Source organism: Thermomonas sp., from assembly GCF_023953935.1.
Lineage (GTDB): Bacteria > Pseudomonadota > Gammaproteobacteria > Xanthomonadales > Xanthomonadaceae > Thermomonas.
On record NZ_JAMLIW010000003.1, the window covers coordinates 273,432 to 292,199 of the forward strand.

At 66.3% G+C, this 18,768-nt stretch carries 17 protein-coding genes and 1 pseudogene; 4 read left to right on the plus strand and 14 right to left on the minus strand.

All coding sequences use genetic code 11. The annotated features are described in order from the left end of the window. Positions 1-3: 3 nt before the first annotated feature. The 8 genes from M9902_RS05490 to M9902_RS05525 form a co-directional block, all read right to left on the minus strand. A complete protein-coding gene (locus M9902_RS05490) occupies positions 4-1,428 on the minus strand; it encodes a peptidylprolyl isomerase (protein WP_297221483.1) in 1,425 nt (474 codons plus the stop codon). Then, positions 1,425-3,725 (minus strand): LPS assembly protein LptD, encoded by a 2,301-nt coding sequence (gene lptD, locus M9902_RS05495; RefSeq protein ID WP_297221484.1) that lies wholly within the window; start codon positions 3,723-3,725, stop codon positions 1,425-1,427. The genes M9902_RS05490 and lptD overlap by 4 nt, the downstream gene beginning before the upstream one ends. A gap of 89 nt (positions 3,726-3,814) precedes the next feature. Then, positions 3,815-4,744 (minus strand): histone deacetylase family protein, encoded by a 930-nt coding sequence (locus tag M9902_RS05500; RefSeq protein WP_297221504.1) that lies wholly within the window; start codon positions 4,742-4,744, stop codon positions 3,815-3,817. An 11-nt stretch (positions 4,745-4,755) separates the two neighbouring features. Continuing rightward, entirely contained in the window at positions 4,756-5,322 is a 567-nt protein-coding gene (locus M9902_RS05505; protein ID WP_297221485.1) for a cob(I)yrinic acid a,c-diamide adenosyltransferase, read from the minus strand. Positions 5,323-5,382: 60 nt separating this feature from the next. Then, positions 5,383-5,949 (minus strand): DUF6580 family putative transport protein, encoded by a 567-nt coding sequence (locus M9902_RS05510; protein ID WP_297221486.1) that lies wholly within the window; start codon positions 5,947-5,949, stop codon positions 5,383-5,385. 62 nt (positions 5,950-6,011) lie between these two features. Further along, positions 6,012-7,100: a 23S rRNA (cytidine(2498)-2'-O)-methyltransferase RlmM gene (gene rlmM / locus M9902_RS05515; RefSeq protein WP_297221487.1), complete on the minus strand. Its 1,089-nt coding sequence runs from the start codon at positions 7,098-7,100 to the stop codon at positions 6,012-6,014. A 25-nt stretch (positions 7,101-7,125) separates the two neighbouring features. Further along, entirely contained in the window at positions 7,126-7,689 is a 564-nt protein-coding gene (locus tag M9902_RS05520) for a nucleoside deaminase (RefSeq protein WP_297221505.1), read from the minus strand. 12 nt (positions 7,690-7,701) lie between these two features. Beyond that, positions 7,702-9,444 (minus strand): glutamine--tRNA ligase/YqeY domain fusion protein, encoded by a 1,743-nt coding sequence (locus M9902_RS05525; protein ID WP_297221488.1) that lies wholly within the window; start codon positions 9,442-9,444, stop codon positions 7,702-7,704. Positions 9,445-9,543: 99 nt separating this feature from the next. Here M9902_RS05525 and M9902_RS05530 point away from each other — a divergent pair, with 99 nt between their 5' ends. Further along, complete coding sequence (locus tag M9902_RS05530; RefSeq protein WP_297221489.1) at positions 9,544-9,813, plus strand: DUF2007 domain-containing protein; 270 nt, start codon at positions 9,544-9,546, stop codon at positions 9,811-9,813. Between the two features lie 65 nt (positions 9,814-9,878). On the opposite strand, the pseudogene M9902_RS05535 reads toward M9902_RS05530, so the two are convergent. The 3 genes and pseudogenes from M9902_RS05535 to ahpC form a co-directional block, all read right to left on the minus strand. Next, positions 9,879-10,742 (minus strand): annotated as a pseudogene (locus tag M9902_RS05535) (LysR substrate-binding domain-containing protein); the annotation flags it as partial. A gap of 3 nt (positions 10,743-10,745) precedes the next feature. Continuing rightward, on the minus strand, positions 10,746-12,326 hold the full coding sequence (ahpF, locus tag M9902_RS05540; protein ID WP_297221490.1) for an alkyl hydroperoxide reductase subunit F: 1,581 nt from the start codon (positions 12,324-12,326) through the stop codon (positions 10,746-10,748). 152 nt (positions 12,327-12,478) lie between these two features. Further along, complete coding sequence (gene ahpC / locus M9902_RS05545; protein WP_297175740.1) at positions 12,479-13,042, minus strand: alkyl hydroperoxide reductase subunit C; 564 nt, start codon at positions 13,040-13,042, stop codon at positions 12,479-12,481. Positions 13,043-13,209: 167 nt separating this feature from the next. Here ahpC and prmC point away from each other — a divergent pair, with 167 nt between their 5' ends. Both prmC and pip read left to right on the plus strand, forming a co-directional pair. Then, positions 13,210-14,064 carry a peptide chain release factor N(5)-glutamine methyltransferase gene (gene prmC / locus M9902_RS05550; RefSeq protein WP_297221491.1) on the plus strand — a complete coding sequence of 285 codons (855 nt, stop codon included), beginning with the start codon at positions 13,210-13,212 and terminating at the stop codon, positions 14,062-14,064. Between the two features lie 82 nt (positions 14,065-14,146). After that, positions 14,147-15,091 carry a prolyl aminopeptidase gene (gene pip, locus M9902_RS05555; protein ID WP_297221492.1) on the plus strand — a complete coding sequence of 315 codons (945 nt, stop codon included), beginning with the start codon at positions 14,147-14,149 and terminating at the stop codon, positions 15,089-15,091. Between the two features lie 197 nt (positions 15,092-15,288). On the opposite strand, the gene M9902_RS05560 is transcribed toward pip, so the two are convergent. Together M9902_RS05560 and M9902_RS05565 are read right to left on the minus strand one after the other, a co-directional pair. Beyond that, entirely contained in the window at positions 15,289-15,831 is a 543-nt protein-coding gene (locus M9902_RS05560; RefSeq protein ID WP_297221493.1) for an NUDIX hydrolase, read from the minus strand. A gap of 172 nt (positions 15,832-16,003) precedes the next feature. Further along, positions 16,004-16,897: a 5'-3' exonuclease H3TH domain-containing protein gene (locus tag M9902_RS05565; RefSeq protein ID WP_297221494.1), complete on the minus strand. Its 894-nt coding sequence runs from the start codon at positions 16,895-16,897 to the stop codon at positions 16,004-16,006. Positions 16,898-17,331: 434 nt separating this feature from the next. On the opposite strand from M9902_RS05565, the gene M9902_RS05570 reads away from it, so the two are divergent. After that, entirely contained in the window at positions 17,332-17,727 is a 396-nt protein-coding gene (locus M9902_RS05570) for a hypothetical protein (protein ID WP_297221495.1), read from the plus strand. Positions 17,728-18,350: 623 nt separating this feature from the next. On the opposite strand, the gene M9902_RS05575 is transcribed toward M9902_RS05570, so the two are convergent. After that, positions 18,351-18,497: a hypothetical protein gene (locus tag M9902_RS05575; RefSeq protein WP_297221496.1), complete on the minus strand. Its 147-nt coding sequence runs from the start codon at positions 18,495-18,497 to the stop codon at positions 18,351-18,353. Positions 18,498-18,768: the final 271 nt, after the last annotated feature.

The following is an 18,768-nucleotide window of genomic DNA, read 5'->3' on the forward strand; positions in this document are numbered from 1 at the left end:
GGATCAGAACCGACCGGTCGGGTCGCTCAAGCGGGGGTCGGTCGAGGGCGGCCGGGTCGGCGTCTCCGGTGCGGTCTGCGGCAGCTCGGGACGGGTGGAATGGCCCTGGGCATCGCGAATGTCGACATAGGCCTCGCTGCGCATTTCGCGCAGGAAGCGGCCCCATTCCTCTTCCATCTTGCGACGGCCGATGGTTTCGCGAATCTGGCCACGCAGCGCATCGTTGCCGGCGGCGATCTCGCGGGACCCCGAGCGCTGCACGATGGCCCAGCCTTCGTCGGTCTTGAAGGGCGCGGAGGTCTGGCCGTCGGCAAGTGCGGCCACCTGCATGCCCAGCGCCGCGCCGTGCGAATCCGCGGTGAACCAGCCAAGGTCACCGCCGCGCAGGCGGGTGGTCTGGTCATCGGAGTTCTCGCGTGCCAGCTTGGCGAAATCGCCGCCACCGGCAAGCTGGGCGGCAATCGCGTCGATTTTGGCCTTGGCGGCATCGTCGCTGGTGTCGGCGTCGATCCGAATCAGGATCTCGCGGGCGGAATACTGGGTCACCTTTTCGCCCGCGGCCGGCACCTGGTCGCGTGCATCAACCAGCTGCAGCAGCTGGAAACCGCTGGCGCCGCGAATGGGGCCGATCACCTGGCCGGGCTGCATCTGCTGGATCGCGGTGGAGAAGGCGGGCGGAATTTCGTTGGCGCCGCGCCAGCCCAGGTCACCGCCTTCCAGGGCATTGGGGCTGTTGGAGTAGCGAACCGCAGCGGCGGCGAAGGTGAAGGTGCCGCGTTCGATCTGGTTCTTGATGCCCTCGGCTTTCTGTACTGCCGCCTGCACCTGGTCGGCGCTGGCATTGTCGGGGATGGAAATCAGGATATGCGCCAGATGGAACTGGCGAATGGCCGTGTTCGCCGCATTGGCGAGGGCGGCATCGACCTCGGCCTCGCTGACGTTGATGCGGCTCTGGGCGAAGCTCTGCTGCAGTTTCTGGCTGATGATCTCGTCGCGCAGGTTGGCCCGGAATTCGGCGGGACTCAGGCCGTCTTTGGCCACCCGTTCCAGCAACTGGGGCAAGCTGAGCCGGTTTTGCTGGGCGATGCTGTTCATCGCATTGTCGATGTCCGCATCGGTGGCGGTGATTCCGGCCGCAGTCGCACGGTCGAGTTCCAGCCGTTGCAGGATCAACCGTTCGAGTACCTGGCGCTCGAGCACGGCCGGCGGTGGCAGCATGTTGGGGCGGTCGGCGTACTGGGCGCGGATGTTGGCGATTGCGCGTTCCAGATCGCTGCGCAGGATCACGTTGTCATCCACCACGGCGGCGATGCTCTCCACCGGCTGGATGTCGCTGGATTGTGCCAGGGCGGCCCCGGCCAACAGCAGGAGTGGCAGCAGGGCGGTGGCGAGGCGGCGCGGTTTGCACGTATGGGAAGAAAGCATCATGGGTTGGCGCTGGTCCGGTCCGGCGAGGGGGGTTGGCCCGTCGCAGTTTGCGGCGGAACCAGATAGAGATCATCGCGATTGTAGCCGAGGATGGCCCGGCGCAACGTGCTGCGGGTGTCCTGACCGGCTCCGCCAAGGCCCTTGAGCTCGATTTCCAGCATCAAGGTGTTGTCGAGGCGACCATCGCGGTTGCGCATGTAGCGGCGGCCGACCAGCCGGACGGCGACGCAGCAGCTGTCCCACTGCACGCCGACCAGGCTTTCCAGGGTCTTGCGGTCGCGCAGCGAGTAATAGTGGCGTCCGACCAGGCTCCAGGTCGGATTGATCGGGTACAGGAAGGAGAAGTCCACCTGTTCCAGCAGGGTGCGGCGGTAGCGGTAGGACAGGTTGATCACGCCGTCGTTCGGGAACAGGTAGCGGGCGCGCAGGCTGGCCAGATCGGTGTGGCGGAACTTGGGATCGCGCTGGTAGGAGGCGCCGATGGTCCAGCGGTCGGTGGGCGCGTAGTTCACGTCGGCCACCCACGCCGAGCGACCCTGCTGGGTGATCGGTTCACCGGGCAGGCGCACCCGCGAGTCGCGGAAGTAGCGGATTTGGCCGAGACTGGCGGAAAAGCGCTCGCGTCCGTCCGCTTCGCGGATCATCCGGGTACTGACGGCCAGGGTCAGCTGGTTGGCATCGGCTTGGCGGTCGGCGCCGGAATAGCGGTTGTCGCGGAACAGCTGCGGCCAGCTGAAGGTCATGGGCTGGGTGTCGAACACCGGCATGTCGCTCTGGTCGGTGTAGGGCACGTTCAGGTAATACAGCCGCGGCTCGATTGTCTGCAGGTAGCTGCGACCCTTGGCTTGGACCTGGCGGTCGAAGAACAGTCCGGCGTCCAGGCTGAAGATCGACTGCCCGCGCGAAGGCGAGGCGCTGCCGAGGGCTTGGGCCAGGGCGTGGTCCAGCGTGTAGCCGGTCTGGCGGAAGGCGAGGGTCGGACGCAGGAACCAGGCGTTGCCTTCGAGCGGAACGCTGATCCACGGCTTGAGGTCGAACCGGGTGCCGGCCGGGAACAGCGGATGATGGAAGCGCACGGCTTCGGCGTCGATGCCGAAGCGCACCGGGCCGGCGCCCAGCGGGCGCTCCCAATGGGCAGCGGCGCGCGGCATCCGGTCGTAGGGCAGGACCCAATCATTGAGCGTGTAATCGGCCAGTTGCCAGTGGTCGGCGCTGAGCGAAACCGTCCAGTTTGACCCGCGGCCGTACAAGCCGACCGCGCTGTAGGCCGTGGACTGTGACAGGCCCTCGATGCTGTTGCTGAAGTCCTCGAAATAGCGCGGGTCGCTGATCCAGTTGACGTTGGCGCGGGCCTGCCAATGGTCGTCGATGTCCTGGTGGGCGTCGAAATGCACCCGCCAGCGGTTGCGGTCACGCAGCCGGTCATGCGGCATCCACAGGGCATCGAAAGTCCCTTGGCCGCGCTCCTCGAGGTAGCGGAACTGGGTGCTCAGCAAGGTGCCGCGACGGGACATGAACCGTGGGCTGATGGTCATGTCACGGTTCGGCGCCAGATTCAGGTAGATCGGCTGGGCCCAGTCGAGGCCGTTGCGGCCAGAGTTGGAAATCTTCGGGTAGAGCAGACCGCTGCGGCGGCGATCGTCGGTGGGGAACATCAGCCACGGCAGGTACAGCACCGGGATCTTGCCCAGTTTGAGGCTGGCGCCGTGGGCGGTGGCCATGCCGGTGGTCTGGTTGATGTCGATCCGGCGCGCGCTCAGCTCCCAGTGGCGCGCTTCCGGCGCGCAGGTCGAATAGGTCGCGCCGTACAGGCTGCCGGTATCTCCGGTCAGGTTGGCGCTTTTGGCGGTGCCGTTGCCGCGCCGCGACAGCAGCTGGTAGCGGATGTCCTCGAGCGTATGGGTGTCGGTGTTCTGGTTGCCCTCGGCGCGGTCGGCACGCAGGCGCAGCCCCGGGGCCTGATAGCGGATGTTGCCTTCGGCGGTGTAGCGGCCTTGTTCCTGGTCGTAGGTGATTTCGTCCGCGCCCATGAACTGGGCGCCGCTGCGCATGGTCACGTTGCCACGGAAAATCGGGTTCGCGTCGGTGCCGGTGAGCTGGTCGCCCTCGATGTCGGTGGCTTGACCCTTGCTGTCGATGTCCAGACCTTCCGGCGCCTGCAGCGCTTCGGCGAACTGCGGGATCACGTCAACGATCGGGCACAGGCCCCAATTCTGCGGGCTGTCGTCGCGGGCCTGCGCTTGCAACGACAGGCCGATCAGCAGGGGCAGGGCAAGAAGGCGCGGGGCTGGGCGCACGGGGCAGTCACAGGCGAAAACAAGCCGCTAGCTTGCCGGAACCGGCGGGTTGCGGCAAACCCCGGCCTCGCCGAATCGCGCGACTGCGTTCATGTGGGTTCCCGTACCGGCTGGCGCATTGCCGTGACGTGGGCAAGGCTGCTGTCGGCCAGCGCAGCCAGATCGTAGCCACCTTCCAGCATCGAGACGATCCGGCCGCCGCAGTGGCGCTCGGCCAGCGCCACCAGTGCCTGCGTGAGCCAGCCGAAATCGTCGGCTTCAAGACGCAGGTCGGCCAGCGGGTCGCGGCGGTGGCCGTCGAATCCGGCCGAGATGAACAGCAGCTGCGGGCCGAAGGCATCCAGCGCCGGCAGCAGGTCACTCTCCCACGCCGAGCGAAACGCCGTCCCATCGGCGCCGGGCGGCAGCGGGGCGTTGAAGATGTTGCCGCAGCCGGTTTCGCGGCGCGCGCCGGTGCCGGGATACAGCGGCGACTGGTGGCTGCTGGCGTAGGCAACGCGGGGCTCGGCCTGGAAGATGGCCTGGGTGCCGTTGCCGTGATGGACATCGAAATCGACGATGGCCACGCGCTCCAGCCCGTGCCCGGCGAGCGCGTGGCGGGCGGCGATGGCGATGTTGTTGAGCAGGCAGAATCCCATCGCGGTGTCGGCGGTGGCGTGGTGGCCGGGCGGGCGCACCGCGCAAAACGCCCGCAGCGCGGCTCCGGCCAAAACAGCGTCCACCGCCGCGATACCGGCGCCGGCCGCGCGCAGGGCGGCCTCGGCCGACCCGGGCGAAGCGACCGTGTCCGGATCCAGTGCCACCCATCCCGATGGAATCGGTGCCAGTACGGAGTCCAGCAACTCCGGCGCGTGGACGCGCAGGAGCTGCTCGCGGCGCGCGCGCGGAGCCTGTTGCCAGTCAAGATCAGGAAAGGCATCGCCCAGCGCTTGCAGGATGGCGGCAAGTCGCTGCGGGCGCTCGACGTGATCGCTGCCGGTGTGGTGTTCCAGGCAGGCCGGATGGGTGAAGACTTGCAGCGTGGCCGCGGTCACGGGGCCGCGGGTCGGCGCCGGCGTTCGTGGTTCCACATCACTTCGCCATGGCCGGAGGCCAGCGCCAGCACCCGTGCCAGCACGAACAAAAGGTCCGACAGCCGGTTGAGGTAGCGCCGCGGCTGCGGCCGGATCTCCTCGGCCTGCGCCAGGGTGACGGTGGCCCGCTCGGCCCGGCGCACCACGGTGCGGGCAACGTGGCAGCGCGCCGAGGCTTCGCCGCCGCCGGGCAGGATGAATTCCTTGAGGTACGGCAGGCCCGCGTTGTAGTGATCAAGCTGGTGTTCCAGCGCTTCGACGTCGGCGTCGAAAATCGCCTCCGAACCCGGGATGCACAGCTCGCCGCCCAGATCGAACAATTGGTGTTGGATATGGATCAGCAGTTCGCGCACGTCGTCTTGCAGCTCGGCCTGGAGCAGCAGGCCGATCGCGCAGTTGGCTTCGTCCACGGTGCCGAACGCTTCGACCCGCAGGGAATCCTTGGCCACCCGCGAACCGTCACCCAGGCCGGTGGTGCCGTCATCACCGGTGCGGGTGTAGATCTTGCTGAGTCGATTGCCCATGCCTTGTGTACCGGCGCTCCGCCTTGGCTGAAGTCGATTGGAAACGCCCGGTGGCGACGCTTAAGCGGTCTGCGCGCGCAGCGCCGGATGGCGGTTGCGCAACAGCTCAAAGCCACCGAACAGCAGCGCCGAATAGAACAGGGTGCCGGCGACGGTCCACTGGAAGAAGGGGATGCCGGCAATGTAGGCCGCCGCCAGGCCCGCACCTGTCTGCGGATACAGCGCCCCACCCAGCCAGGTGCCGAAGTTGGTGACGAGGAAGAACAACACCGAGCCGGCCAGCGAATAGCCGAGCACGCGGCCGCCGCTGACCTTGCCGCGCAGGCCGAAGCCGAGCAGGGTGGACAGGGCGATGCAGGCGTACACCATCAGGTAGCCGGCGCTGGCGAAGTAGCTCCAGTAGATCCCGCCGTTCACCAGCCCAAGCACGAGGTCGGAAGCGAACATCGCCAGCAGTGGCACCACCAGCGCCCAGCCGCGCGGAATGAAGTAGGCGCCGCCGAACAGTGCGACCGCTTCGATCGGCGAGAAGTTCGGCGGATGCGGGATCACCCGGCTCAGGGCGGCCGCGAAGATCAGCGCGGCGAGGATCAGGGGGGCGGCAGCGAGCGTGGCGGGGCGATTCATGGCGGCAAGAAAATCACGACGACGGAGTCGCAAGCATAGCGCAACCACCCCCGGACTCGGCGTCAATCGTGCCGTCGCCGCGGCAACGCTTCATTGCGGGTCGTGATGGGGGTGGCGAAAACGGTGATCTCCTCGCGGTCGTGGTAGAGCTGGCGGGCGCGGATGGTCAGGGGTTTTTGCGCCTGCTGGGCGAACAGGTCGAGGCACAGGGCGGTTTCCTGCCAGCGCTTCTTCATCGGCAGTTTCAGGTTGAAGATCGTGTGCCGGCACCAGCCTTCACGCAGCCAGGTGGCCATCCGCTCGGCCACCCGGCGCGGTTGCTCCACCATGTCGCAGACCATCCAGTCCAGCGGGTGCGGCGGTTGCCAGGAAAAGCCGTCGGCGCGCAGGTGCTGCACCAGGCCGGTGTCGAGCACGCTCTGCCGCAGCGGGCCATTGTCGACCGCGGTCACCCGCAGGCGGTGGTGGGTCAGCACCCAGCTCCAGCCGCCGGGGGCGGCGCCGAGGTCGGCGGCGACCATGCCTTCCTTCAGCAGGCGGGCGCGCTCCTCCGCATCCAGCAGCACCAGCAGGGCTTCTTCGAGCTTGAGTGCCGAGCGCGAGGGTGCATCCTTGTGCGTCTTCAGGCGCGGGATGCCGAGCGGCCACGGCGCACTGTCGGCGGCCACGCTGCGCGCCAGCAGGGCGTGATCGCCGGCGAGCACGCACACATGCAGGCGCGGCAGGCCGGGGTTGTCCTTGGCGGTCAGCAAGCCCGCCTTGCGCAGGGCCGACCGCAACGCATTGCCAAGGCTGCGTGCCAGCCCGGCCAGCGGTTTGCCGGCCTCACTGTCCGGGTATTCCATGACCAATTCGCCGAAGCGCCCGCCCTCGGCCAGCGCCGCCAGCATGGGAGTGATGCGGTCGTTCGGGTCGAGCCCGGGCAACTCGGCCAGCAGGCGCAATTTCTGCCGCGCGAAAATCAGGGTGGAGAACGGCAGCGCGCGATCCAGCGTCGCGCCGTCCGCGCACAGGAACAGCACATGCCCCGCGTCGCGCTCGGTGCGCGCGTAGCCGGCAATCCCGGCCATCGCCGCGCGTTCGGTCAGCTCGGCCGCCAGCTCCGGCTCGAAGCCCTGGCGGCAGTAGCACAGCAGGCCGGTTGCGGTCATGAGACGGGTGACGGCTGGCGCGGGATCAATAGTTCGGCCCGCCCAGTTCGCCGTAGGCCTTGAGCACTTCGCGGGCGGTGTCACGCTCGACGTCGCGCACGACTTCGATTCCGCGCTTGTTGAGCTCACCCACCCAATCCGCCGGCAATGGGCCTTCGTCGAACGCAGTCAGCGCCATCACGTCTTCGGCGCGCGCGCCGATCAGCAGGCGGTCGATGCCGGCCCACATCGTCGCGCCGTAGCACTGGCAGCAGGGCTGGGCCGAGGTCGCCAGCGTCACCGGGCCGCCCAGCGCGTTGAGGCGGAACTGCTGCAGGCGCTGCTGGGCCAGCATGTAGGCCATGGTTTCGGCGTGCGCCAGCGAACAGCTCTGGCGCACCACGCGGTTGACGCCCACGGCGATCAGCTGGTCCTGCGCGCTGAACACCGCGGCGCCGAACGGGCCGCCGCTCTGGCGCTCGATATTGCGCCTGGACAATTCGATGGCGAAGCCGACCTTGGCGGCATCGGTGCTGAAATCGCGCCCGCCCACATCCAGTTCCAGCACCCAGATCGGCAGAGTGATATGCAGCTGTGCAGGCAGGGGCATCGGCATGCGTGATTACACCTTCTGCGCCCAGGTGTCGCGCAGCGTCACGCTGCGGTTGAACACCGGCGCGTCGGCCTTGTGGTCGTAACGGTCGGCGACGAAGTAGCCCAGCCGCTCGAACTGGAAACTCTGTTCCGGCGCGGCGCGGGCGGCTTCCGGCTCCACGTAGGCGGTGACCACCTTGCGCGAATCCGGGTTCAGATGATCGACGAAGGTCTTGCCGTCTGCATCGCTGTCCGGATCGGGCACCCGGAACAGGCGGTCGTACAAGCGCACTTCGGCGGCCACGGCGTGGCGAGCGCTGACCCAGTGGATGGTGCCCTTGACCTTGCGGTTGGCGCCTTCCATGCCGGGACGCGACTCCAGATCCAGCGTGCAGCGCAGCTCGGTCACGCGGCCGTCGGCATCCTTGATCGCTTCGTCGCAGCGGATGATGCCGGCCCCGCGCAGGCGCACTTCGCCGCCCAGGGTGAGGCGCTTGAAGCCCTTCGGCGGCACTTCCTCGAAGTCCTCGCGCTCGATCCACAGCTCGCGCCCGAACGGGATGTCGCGCATGCCCTGCGCGTCGTCCTTGGGGTGGTTGGAGAAACGCAGCATTTCCGTGTGCGCGGCGTCGAGGTTGGCAAGCACCACTTTGAGTGGTTCGAGTACCGCCATCCGCCGCGGCGCGTGCGCGTCCAGATCGTCGCGCAGCGCGCCTTCGAGGATGGAGATGTCCAGCAATGAATTCTGTTTGCTGATGCCGACGCGCTCGACCATCAGCTTCAGCGCGGAGGCGGTGTAGCCGCGGCGACGGATGCCCTGCAGGGTGGGCATGCGCGGATCGTCCCAGCCGTCCACCAGTTTGTCGGTGACCAGCTGCATCAATTTGCGCTTGCTCATCACCAGATAATTGAAATTGAGCCGCGAGAACTCGATCTGGCGCGGCTTGGCGGCTTCCTTCGGCAGACCCTTGGTGGCCAGCGGTTCCAGCAGCTCGGGGTGGCCGGCCAGATCCACGTTGTCCACGCACCAGTCGTACAGCGGGCGGTGGTCTTCGAACTCCAGCGTGCACAGCGAGTGGGTGATGCCTTCAATGGCATCGCCCAGCGCGTGCGCCATGTCGTACATCGGATAGATCGGCCACTCGCTGCCGGTGTTCTGGTGTTCGACGTGCTTGATCCGGTACAGCGCCGGGTCGCGCAGGTTCATGTTCCCGCTTTGCATGTCGATCCTGGCGCGCAGGGTGCGCGCGCCGTCCGGGAATTCGCCGGCGCGCATGCGGCGGAACAGGTCGAGGTTTTCCTCGACGCTGCGCTCGCGGAAGGGCGAGTTGCGTCCGGGCTCGGTCAGCGTGCCGCGGTATTCGCGCACCTGTTCCTGCGACAGGTCGCAGACGAACGCCTTGCCGTCCTTGATGAGTTTTTCGCAGGCTAGGTAATACACGCCGAAGTAGTCCGAGGCGTGGCGCAGGCTGTGCCAGTCGAAGCCCAGCCAGCGCACGTCGTCCTGGATCGCGCGCACGTACTCGGGGTCTTCACGCGCGGGGTTGGTGTCGTCCAGGCGCAGGTTGCAGACCCCGCCGAATTCGGCGGCGATGCCGAAGTCCAGACAGATCGCCTTGGCGTGGCCGATATGCAGATAGCCGTTGGGCTCCGGTGGGAAGCGGGTCTTGATCGCACCGTGTTTGCCGCTGGCCAGGTCCTCGCGGACGATCTGGCGGATGAAGTCGGTGCGGACGGGGGCGTCGGTGGCTTCAGGAAGTTGAGAGGACACGGGCGGATGGGCTGTGAAGGCGACCATCTAGTCTAGCGGACAGGCAGCGCGGCGGTGTTCCCTTCCGGCCTTGACATCGACCTTGCTAGGCTGCCGCCCATGCGCAGCGTCTATGTGGCCGAAAATCTGATCGATGCCCATCTGGTGAAGCACGCGCTGGAGGCCGAGGGCATCCCGGCCTGGGTGCGCGGGGAAGCTTTGACCGGCGGCATCGGCGAGCTGGGCGTATTCGGTCTGGTCGGCGTGATGGTTCCGGATCTGGCGGTACCGCGGGCGCGTCAGATCATTGCCGAACTGCATCTTGGCGAACAGCCGGGCGCCGTCGCGCCGGAGGCCGACGAAGGCCTGCCTGGCGCATTGCCGGCCTGACCCTGCCGGAGGGCTTGCTGCGATCAACCGGCGCGCAGCAGCGGTGTCACCTTGCCGGCGATGTCCTGGCCGATCTTGCCGAGAAAATCGTCGAGCGCCGAAGATTTGCGCCAGACCAGCGCAATCCGGCGGCTGGGCGCGGGTTTGCGGAACTTCACGAGCTGCAGGCCGGACGGCTGGACGATCGGTTCAAGCACCGACAGCAATGGCAACAGGGTCACGCCGACGCCGGAGGCCACCATCTGCCGCAGGGTTTCCAGACTGGTGGCGCGGAAACCCGGCGTTTCGTGGGCGCCGGCCAGGCGGCACACGTCCAGCGCCTGATCGCGCAGGCAGTGGCCGTCTTCCAGCAGCAGCAGGCTTTCCTTGTCCAGCGATTCGACGGTCAGGGTCTTGTGCGCGGCCAGCGGATGGCCCTCAGGCGCGGCCAGCCGGAAGGGTTCTTCGAACAGGAACTGCGCGTGCAGCCGGTCGTCGTGGATGGGCAATGCGAGCAGGGCAGCGTCCAGCGCGCCGTCGCGCAGGCGCTGCAGCAGGATGTCGCTTTTCTCCTCGGTCAGCAGCAGCTCGAGCCCGGGATAGCGTGCGTGCAATTCCGGCACCACGTGCGGCAGCAGATAAGGCGCCAGCGTCGGAAACACGCCCAGCCGCAGTCGGCCGACCTCCGGGTTGATGCAGCGCCGCGCCGCCTCGCGCAGTTCTTCGACCTCGGCCAGGATCCGGCGCGCGCGCTGGGCCGCGTCCTGTCCGGCCGCGGTCAACATCACCCGCCGCGGCGCGCGTTCGACCAGCTTCACACCCAGCTCTTCCTCCAGCTTCATGATCTGGGCGGACAGGGTCGGTTGGCTGATGAAGCAGGCCTTGGCGGCTTTGCCGAAGTGGCGCAGGTCGCCCAGGGCCACCAGATATTTCAGATCGCGCAGGTTCATGGTTCAGGCGGCCTTGGCGGTTTCGGCCGGGGCCGAGTGGCGGATCAGGTGATCGAAGGCCGACAGCGCGGCGGTGGAGCCGCCGCCCATGGCGATGGCAATCTGCTTGAACGGCTCGGTGGTGGCATCGCCGGCGGCGAACACCCCCGGCAGGTTGGTGCGGCCGGCTGCGTCGATCACGATTTCCCCGCGCGGTGAGAGCGCTACGGTGCGCTGCAGCCATTCGGTGTTGGGCAGCAATCCAATTTGCACGAATACACCGCCCAGATCCAGCTCATGCGCCTGGCCACTGTGGCGATCGGTGTAGCGCAGGCCGGTGAGCTTGCTGCCGTCACCCAGCATCGCGGTGGTCTGCGCGTTCAGGCGGACGGCGGTGTTGGGCAGGCTGCGCAGCTTGCGCTGCAACACCTCGTCGGCGCGCAGCTTGCCGTCGAATTCCAGCACCGTCACATGGTCGACCACGCCGGCCAGATCGATCGCCGCTTCGATCCCGGAGTTGCCGCCGCCGATCACCGCCACCTTCCTGCCCTTGAACAGCGGACCGTCGCAGTGCGGGCAGTAGGTGACGCCCTTGGTGCGGTAGTCGGCTTCGCCGGGCACGCCGGTCTGGCGCCAACGCGCGCCGGGGGCGAGGATCACGGCCTTGGCGCGCAGGGTGGCGCCGCTTTCGAGCTCGATTCCCGTCAGCGCATCCGCCGCGGCTGCCGGATGCAGCGCCTTGGCGCGCTGGGCGGTGATCACCTCGACGCCATAACTGCGCACATGCGCCTCCAGCGCCGCGGCCAGCTTCGGGCCTTCGGTGTATTCCACCGACGGGAAGTTCTCGATCGACAGGGTGTCCTGCACCTGGCCGCCGAAACGCTCGGCGACCAAGCCGGTACGGATGCCCTTGCGCGCGGCGTAGATCGCCGCCGCCGCGCCCGCCGGGCCGCCACCGACGATCAGGACATCATAGGGTTCCCGTTCATTCAAGGCCTCCGCCACCCGCGCCGCTGCGCCAGTATCGAGCTTGGCGAGGATCTGTTCGACGCTCATCCGCCCGGCATCAAATTCCTCGCCATTCAAGTAGACCGTCGGCACGGACAGGATTTGCCTGGCAGCCACTTCTTCCTCGAACAGCGCGCCGTCGATGGCGACATGGCGAATGCGCGGATTCAGCACGCTCATCATGTTCAGCGCCTGCACGGTATCCGGGCAGCTCTGGCAATGCAGCGACATGTAGGTTTCGAACTGGAAGTCGCCTGGCAGTGCGCGCACCTGCGCGGCCAGCGCCTCGTCCAGCTTCATCGGATGGCCGCCCACGTGCAGCAACGCCAGCACCAGCGAGGTGAATTCGTGGCCGAGCGGAATGCCAGCGAAGGCGACGGCGATCTCGGTGCCGGTGCGGCGGATTTCGAACGAAGGCCGGCGCGGGGCATTGCCTTCGACGCGGCTGATCTTCGGCGACAGTGCGGCGATTTCGCTAAGCAAATCGTCCAGCTCGCGTGCCGCTTCCGATGCGTCCAGCGAGGCCGCCAGGGTGATCGGAAACTGGAGCTTTTCCAGATAGGCGGCCAGTTGGTTCTTGAGCGAGGTGTCCAGCATCGTGGTCTCCTTCAGGCGCAGGACGTTGTCCCGCGTGGCAGTCGGGGGCGCTTGAAAAGGGTTGCGGGAAGTCGGCTTCGAACACGGGGTGCTGGGCGCCGCATTCCCGCAGCCCTCTCCGGAATGGAGAGGGTGCGAACGCGCTGTGGCGGTCAGATCTTGCCGACCAGATCCAGCGACGGGGTGATGGTCTTGGCGCCTTCCTTCCACTTGGCCGGGCAGACTTCGTTCGGGTGGCTGGCGACGAACTGCGCGGCCTTGAGCTTGCGCAGGGTTTCGCTGACATCGCGGGCGATCGCGTTGTCGTGCACTTCCATGGTCTTGATGGTGCCGCTGGGGTCGATCACGAAGGTGCCGCGCAGGGCGAGTCCGGCTTCCGGGATATGCACACCGAACATGTTGGTCAGCGCATGGGTGGGATCGCCGACCAGCGGGAACTGCGCCTTGCCCACCGCCGGGCTGGTTTCGTGCCAGACCTTGTGGCTGAAGTGGGTGTCGGTGGTGACGATGTAGACCTCGGCGCCGGCCTTCTGGAACTCGGCATAATGCTCGGCGGCGTCTTCGATTTCGGTCGGGCAATTGAAGGTGAAGGCGGCCGGCATGAAGATCATCACCGACCACTTGCCCTTGAGATCGGCATCGGTGACCTGGATGAACTTGCCGTTATGGAAGGCGTCGGCCTTGAAGGGCTGGACTTGGGTATTGATCAGGGACATTTCACTTCTCCAGGTTGGGGTTGGGGTTGGGGTTGGAATTGCGAACACATGCAGGTTAGGCAGAATTGATAGATAAGTGAAATCGTTTGTTTTTATCATATAGATAGATATCAGCTATCAACTATCTCTGCCTGAACGGGCGGCAGCCTTGCGGGTACCATCCCTGCATGCAGACCCCGGACAATTCATTGCGCGCACGGCTTGCGCAGGCGCGCAGCCGGATCGATGCCGCCGATGCGGAAATCCTGCTGGCACACGTCCTCGGCCAGCCGCGCAGCTGGCTGATCGCGCATGGAGAGGCGGTGCCGAGCCACGGGCAGGCGGCGGCATTCGACCGCTTGCTGGAACGCCGGGAGGCGGGCGAGCCGGTGGCCTATCTGACCGGTACCCGCGGTTTCTGGACGTTGGAGCTGGCGGTCACGCCGGCCACTCTGGTGCCGCGCCCGGAAACCGAATTGCTGGTCGAACAGGCCTTGGCGAAGATTCCCGCCGATGTTGCGTGGCGCTTGGCGGATCTGGGCACCGGCAGCGGTGCGATCGCGCTGGCGCTGGCCAGGGAGCGCCCGCGCGCACAGGTGCTGGCCACCGACCTGAGTGAAGAAGCGCTGGCGGTGGCGCTTGGCAATGCGGCGCGCAACGGCATCGACAACGTCGAATTCCGCGCCGGCAGCTGGCTGGCGCCGCTGGCTGGCGAAAGTTTCGATTTGATCGCCAGCAACCCGCCGTATGTCGCCGACGGCGACCCGCACCTCGCCCAGGGCGACCTGCGCTTCGAGCCGGCGCTGGCGCTGTCCTGCGGCAGCGATGGGCTGAACGCGATCCGCGGGATCGTCGCGGATGCGCCGCCCCTGCTGCGCGCCGGCGGCTGGCTGCTGCTGGAGCACGGGCTGGATCAGGGCGCGGCGGTGCGCGCGCTGCTGGTCGCGGCGGGCTTCGTCGGGGTCGAAACCGCACGCGATCTGGAAGGCCGCGAGCGGGTGACGCTGGGGCAGCGACCGCGGGAGCGCGCCGCAGCGGCGTAATCCGGCGTGGGGCCGTCGAAAGTGATCGCTCTCCTGCAGTGCGCTTCTACAATGGGGAACCCGAATCCCAGGGAGGTGTCCCATGCGCACGCTGTATCCCGAAATCACGCCGTACCAGACCGGTACGCTGGCCGTGGACGATCGCCACACCCTGTATTGGGAGCAGTGCGGCAACCCCGACGGCAAGCCGGTGGTGCTGCTGCACGGCGGGCCGGGCGGCGGCTGCAGCGACAACATGCGCCGCTTCCACGATCCGGCCAAGTACCGGATCATCCTGTTCGACCAGCGCGGCGCCGGCCGCAGCACCCCGCACGCCGATCTGATCGACAACACCACCTGGGATCTGGTCGCGGACATCGAGAAATTGCGCGAGCACCTCGCCGTCGAGCGCTGGCAGGTATTCGGCGGCAGCTGGGGCTCGACGCTCGCCCTGGCCTATGCCGAAACCCATCCGCAGCGTGTCACCGAGCTGGTGCTGCGCGGCATCTTCCTGCTGCGGCGCTGGGAGCTGGAGTGGTTCTATCAGGAAGGCACCTCGCGGCTGTTCCCGGATGCCTGGCAGCATTACATCGAAGCGATCCCGGAAGTGGAGCGCGCCGACCTGATCTCGGCCTTCCACCGCCGCCTGACCTCGGACGACAGTGCGGTGCGGCTGGCGGCGGCGCGCGCCTGGGCAATCTGGGAAGGCGGCACCAGCTACCTCGAAATTCCGCCCGACTATGCCGACACCCACGGCGATGCCGAATTCGCGCTGGCGTTCGCGCGGATCGAAAATCACTACTTCGTCAACGGCGGCTTCTTCGAGGTGGAAGGCCAGTTGCTGCGCGATGCCCACAGGATCGCCGAGATCCCTGGAGTAATCGTGCACGGCCGCTATGACGTGGTCTGCCCGGTGCAAAATGCCTTTGATCTGCACGCGGTTTGGCCGCAAGGCGAGCTGCGCATTTCCCCGCACTCCGGGCATTCGATGTTCGAGGCGGAAAACACCGCTGCGCTGGTCGAAGCGACCGACCGATTTACTGATTGATCGAACGCGGGGAACGCTTGTCAGGTTTTCCTTCTCCCCGCTGCGCGGGGAGTCGTGCTTGTTTCTTCCTTCTCCCCGCTGCGCGGGGAGTCACGCTTTCTTTCCTTCTCCCCGCTGGGCGGGGAGAAGGTGGCGCGAAGCGCCGGATGAGGGGCACCCGGATGCCGGATGCGGGGCGCCCGGAGGCCGCTGGCGAGCTATCCCACCGCGCTGCCGTCCGGATTGCGTTCGATCATCCACAGTCCGGCCCACAGCTTGAGGTCCAGCTCGTAGCCTTCGGCCTGCTTTTGCATCAGCCACTGCGGCACCTGTGCGCGCGGGATCGCGTGGACGACGATGTTTTCATCGTCCACCCCGCCGCCGGCGCCGACCCGGACCAGATCGCGGGCGCGCACGAAGGCGATGCGCTCGTTGCTCATGCCGGCGCTGGTCGGGCCGGTGAGCAGCACGTCCACGCGCCCCGGTGACCAGCCGGTTTCCTCGATCAGTTCGCGGCGCGCGGCTTCGACCAGTGAGTCCTCGGCGCGGTCATCCCCCACCAGCCCGGCCGGCATCTCGATCGTGCGGGCGCCCAGCGGCACCCGATACTGTTCGACGAACAACACATCATCGGCAGGCGTGACGGCGATCACGATCACCGCCATGCCCTGGCCGTGGGTGCGCTCGCACGATTCCCAGGTCCCGATCCGCACCAGCCGCAGCCAGCGGCCTTCGAACAAGGTCTGTTTCAGATTTCCCATGTCGTGATGCTAGCGCAGGCGGATGGCGAAAATGAGGAGAGAAAGGAGTTGCCCGCCAGAGCGTGGTTCGAGCGCGCCATGGATGGCGCGCGGCCGCGCATCGGAGCCGGACGCGGAGCCTAAGCGGCGAACCACGCTCTGGCGGGCAGCGCCTGTGCGCGATGGCAATCGTTCAAGCGGATAGTCCAGCCGCCTCGGTCAGCCGCTTGCGGGTGAACTCTCCGAATCCCAGCCAGTTCGCCAGCGCGTCAAGTTCCTCGCCGTCGCCCTGCCGCCGCGCGAAGCCGCCCTCCGGCAGCGGCGCATCCAGTGCGATGGTGGTCAGCTGTCGCCACAGCAGCACCTGCGGTTGCTGCTCGCGCAGGCGCGCGGCCATCTGCGCCGCACCGCGCAGGCGCAGGAAAGGCACCTCGTCGACTCGCTCCAGCAAAGCGTCCAAGGTTTCGAAATGGCCCAGCAGGACTGCGGCAGACTTCGGCCCGATCCCGCTGACGCCGGGGATGTTGTCCACCGCGTCGCCAGCCAGCGCGAGGTAATCCGGAATCTGCTCGGCGCGCACTCCGTGCCGCGCCTTGACGCCGGCCTCGCCCCAGCGCTGGCCCTTGGCGAAATCGTACTGTTCGTCGCCTGCGCGCAGCAGCTGCGAGAGATCCTTGTCGGCGGACACGATGACGCTGCGAAAGCCCTGGCCGCGCTGCGCGTGCGCGGCGCTGCCGATCAGGTCATCGGCCTCGTATTCGGGATGGGCCAGCGTCACCAGCCCCAGCGCCTGGCACAGCGCCTTGCACCAGGCGAACTGGCGCTTGAGCTCCGGCGGCGCCGGGTCGCGGTTGGCCTTGTAGGCCGGGTACAGCGCGTGGCGGAAATTGCTGCCCAGGCTCTCGTCGAAGGCGATGGCGATGTGCTGCGGACGTTCGCGCTCCAGCAGTTCCAGCAGGAAGCGCGCGAAGCCGTGCACCGCATGGGTCGGCCAGCCGTCTTCGTCGCGGAAGTCATCCGGCATCGAATGCCAGGCCCGGAACACGTAGAGCGAAGCATCGACGAGGTGGAGAGTGGGCGCGGACATCAAGGCATTGTAGGTGCATGCCGGAGGCGGAACGCCTTCCCGGTGCTTGCGTCAGCGCCGGGGGGGGGGGGGGGGGGCCCCACCCGCCCCCGCCGGGCCCCCCGGGCCCGGCGGTTGGGGTTGGGTGGGGTGGTATGGGGCGGCGCCCCGTCCTCCCCTTATCGATATTCAAAAAATCAAAGCAACAAGCAATCGCGTATCCATGCGCTTCGCGCGACGATATCGCGAGCGAGGGCCGCCACACACAAGCGACCAAGTGGTAGATTGGAAGATGCTGTTCATCCGGCACAGGTTCGTGCCCGATAAGCCAATTCGCCGCTTCGGAGGCTTTGGCACCTGCTCGGCCTTTAGCGCTTGACGTCATTTGCCAGCTGTGAGGCAATGATTGTGCGGCGCTTCTCGCCGAGACAATCCATCAAAAGAAAGTACGGCTCATGGAAGCCTTGCAAGCCTTGGTGCTGACGAACGTTCAATTGCGCGAGATGCTGACGGATGCGGCGAAACAAGGGGCCCTGCTCGCCGTCCAAGACCTCCGCGCTGAACTTCACCAATCTCCAGACGACGCTACGCTCCAAAAGCTCCGCGCCTACCTGGCCGATCCCGCATCCCTGCCCAATCCGCACGAGCATTGGGCCCATGCGGGGCTGATCCGCCAGATCCAGTTGACGGCTCGCAACAAACCGAAATCGACGGCGTGGTTCATGAAGTTCCAGAAACTTACCGGCCTCGTCGGCTGTCAGACCCGCTCGAGTCCCGCGTTCGGCCGACGCCGGGAATGGCGGTTTTCCGATATCAAGCTGGCATGGGGCGCGTATTACCGTAGCGGGTGAAAAGGCGTCAATTTCCGAAGGTCAGGCAACGTCGGCATTTAGGCTGACTTTGCGGATTCACGATTCGCGCCAGCGTGGCAGAGCAGGCCCGAAAATCCTCGGCAAACCGCCCAAGAATCAGCTATTTAGCGTCTTGGCGCTTACTGGCTTGCGTCGTCCGCGCTACGACGATGAAATGCGGGGGCCGTTGGTGGCACTGATGCTGATCACGATATGCATGACGATCTGTGCCTTTGTTTTGGTAGCGTGGGATGAAGGATAAGCGTCGGCTCTTGCATCCGACGATTTCGGCGCAATCCATCAGATTGCTCGATTCTAAAATGGACAGATGCAATCGAACGCGTCGGATTGTGCCGCTTCGATCGTAGGGTAAGGGCCGCAAATGATGGGCGCCGCACCGTGGCGCTCGATATACTGCATACGCCAACCGTTCTGCGTGCTTCTTACCTGGGCTTGCGCTCCCGCGTGTTCGATCTGCCAGACACCATCCTCAATGAGTTTCCACTGAGGCTGTCGGCGCTGGAATGGTCTGCCACAAAGGATTAGCAACGTTTTTGCCAACCTCATGACAATTCAAGCCACATCTTGTGAACATACGGTTGATCGGAGGGTCTCCTGCGGCTTCAGAGCGGCCAGCCGTAGCGGCCAAAGGCGACCGCCGCCAGAACAAGGACCAACGGAAAAAGCAGATCGAACAACCAGCCAAGCACGGGCTTCGGCTTCCCGCGTTCCACTCGCCGATCGTAGTCCGTGCCGAGATTCTTCGTCATCTTGGTGAACCTTCCAATGCTTGGAATAGTGACATTCAAGGGTTAATGGAGAATTTCACAGTTTAACGTTGTGCGGGCAATGGTGCATCCTTGAAACCGCGCGGATGGTTTCTGTGGCGCTTCCATCAAAAAATGTCTTGGTGCCCGGCAAGCTTGCGACAGCGCTCGATCAGCGCGATTTGGTCAGACCGGAGCTGAAGTATCAATCGAGGATGTATCGCGCCAAAAGCAACAGGCGATCGGCTTTTCGTATGCCTACGTTTCCTCACAG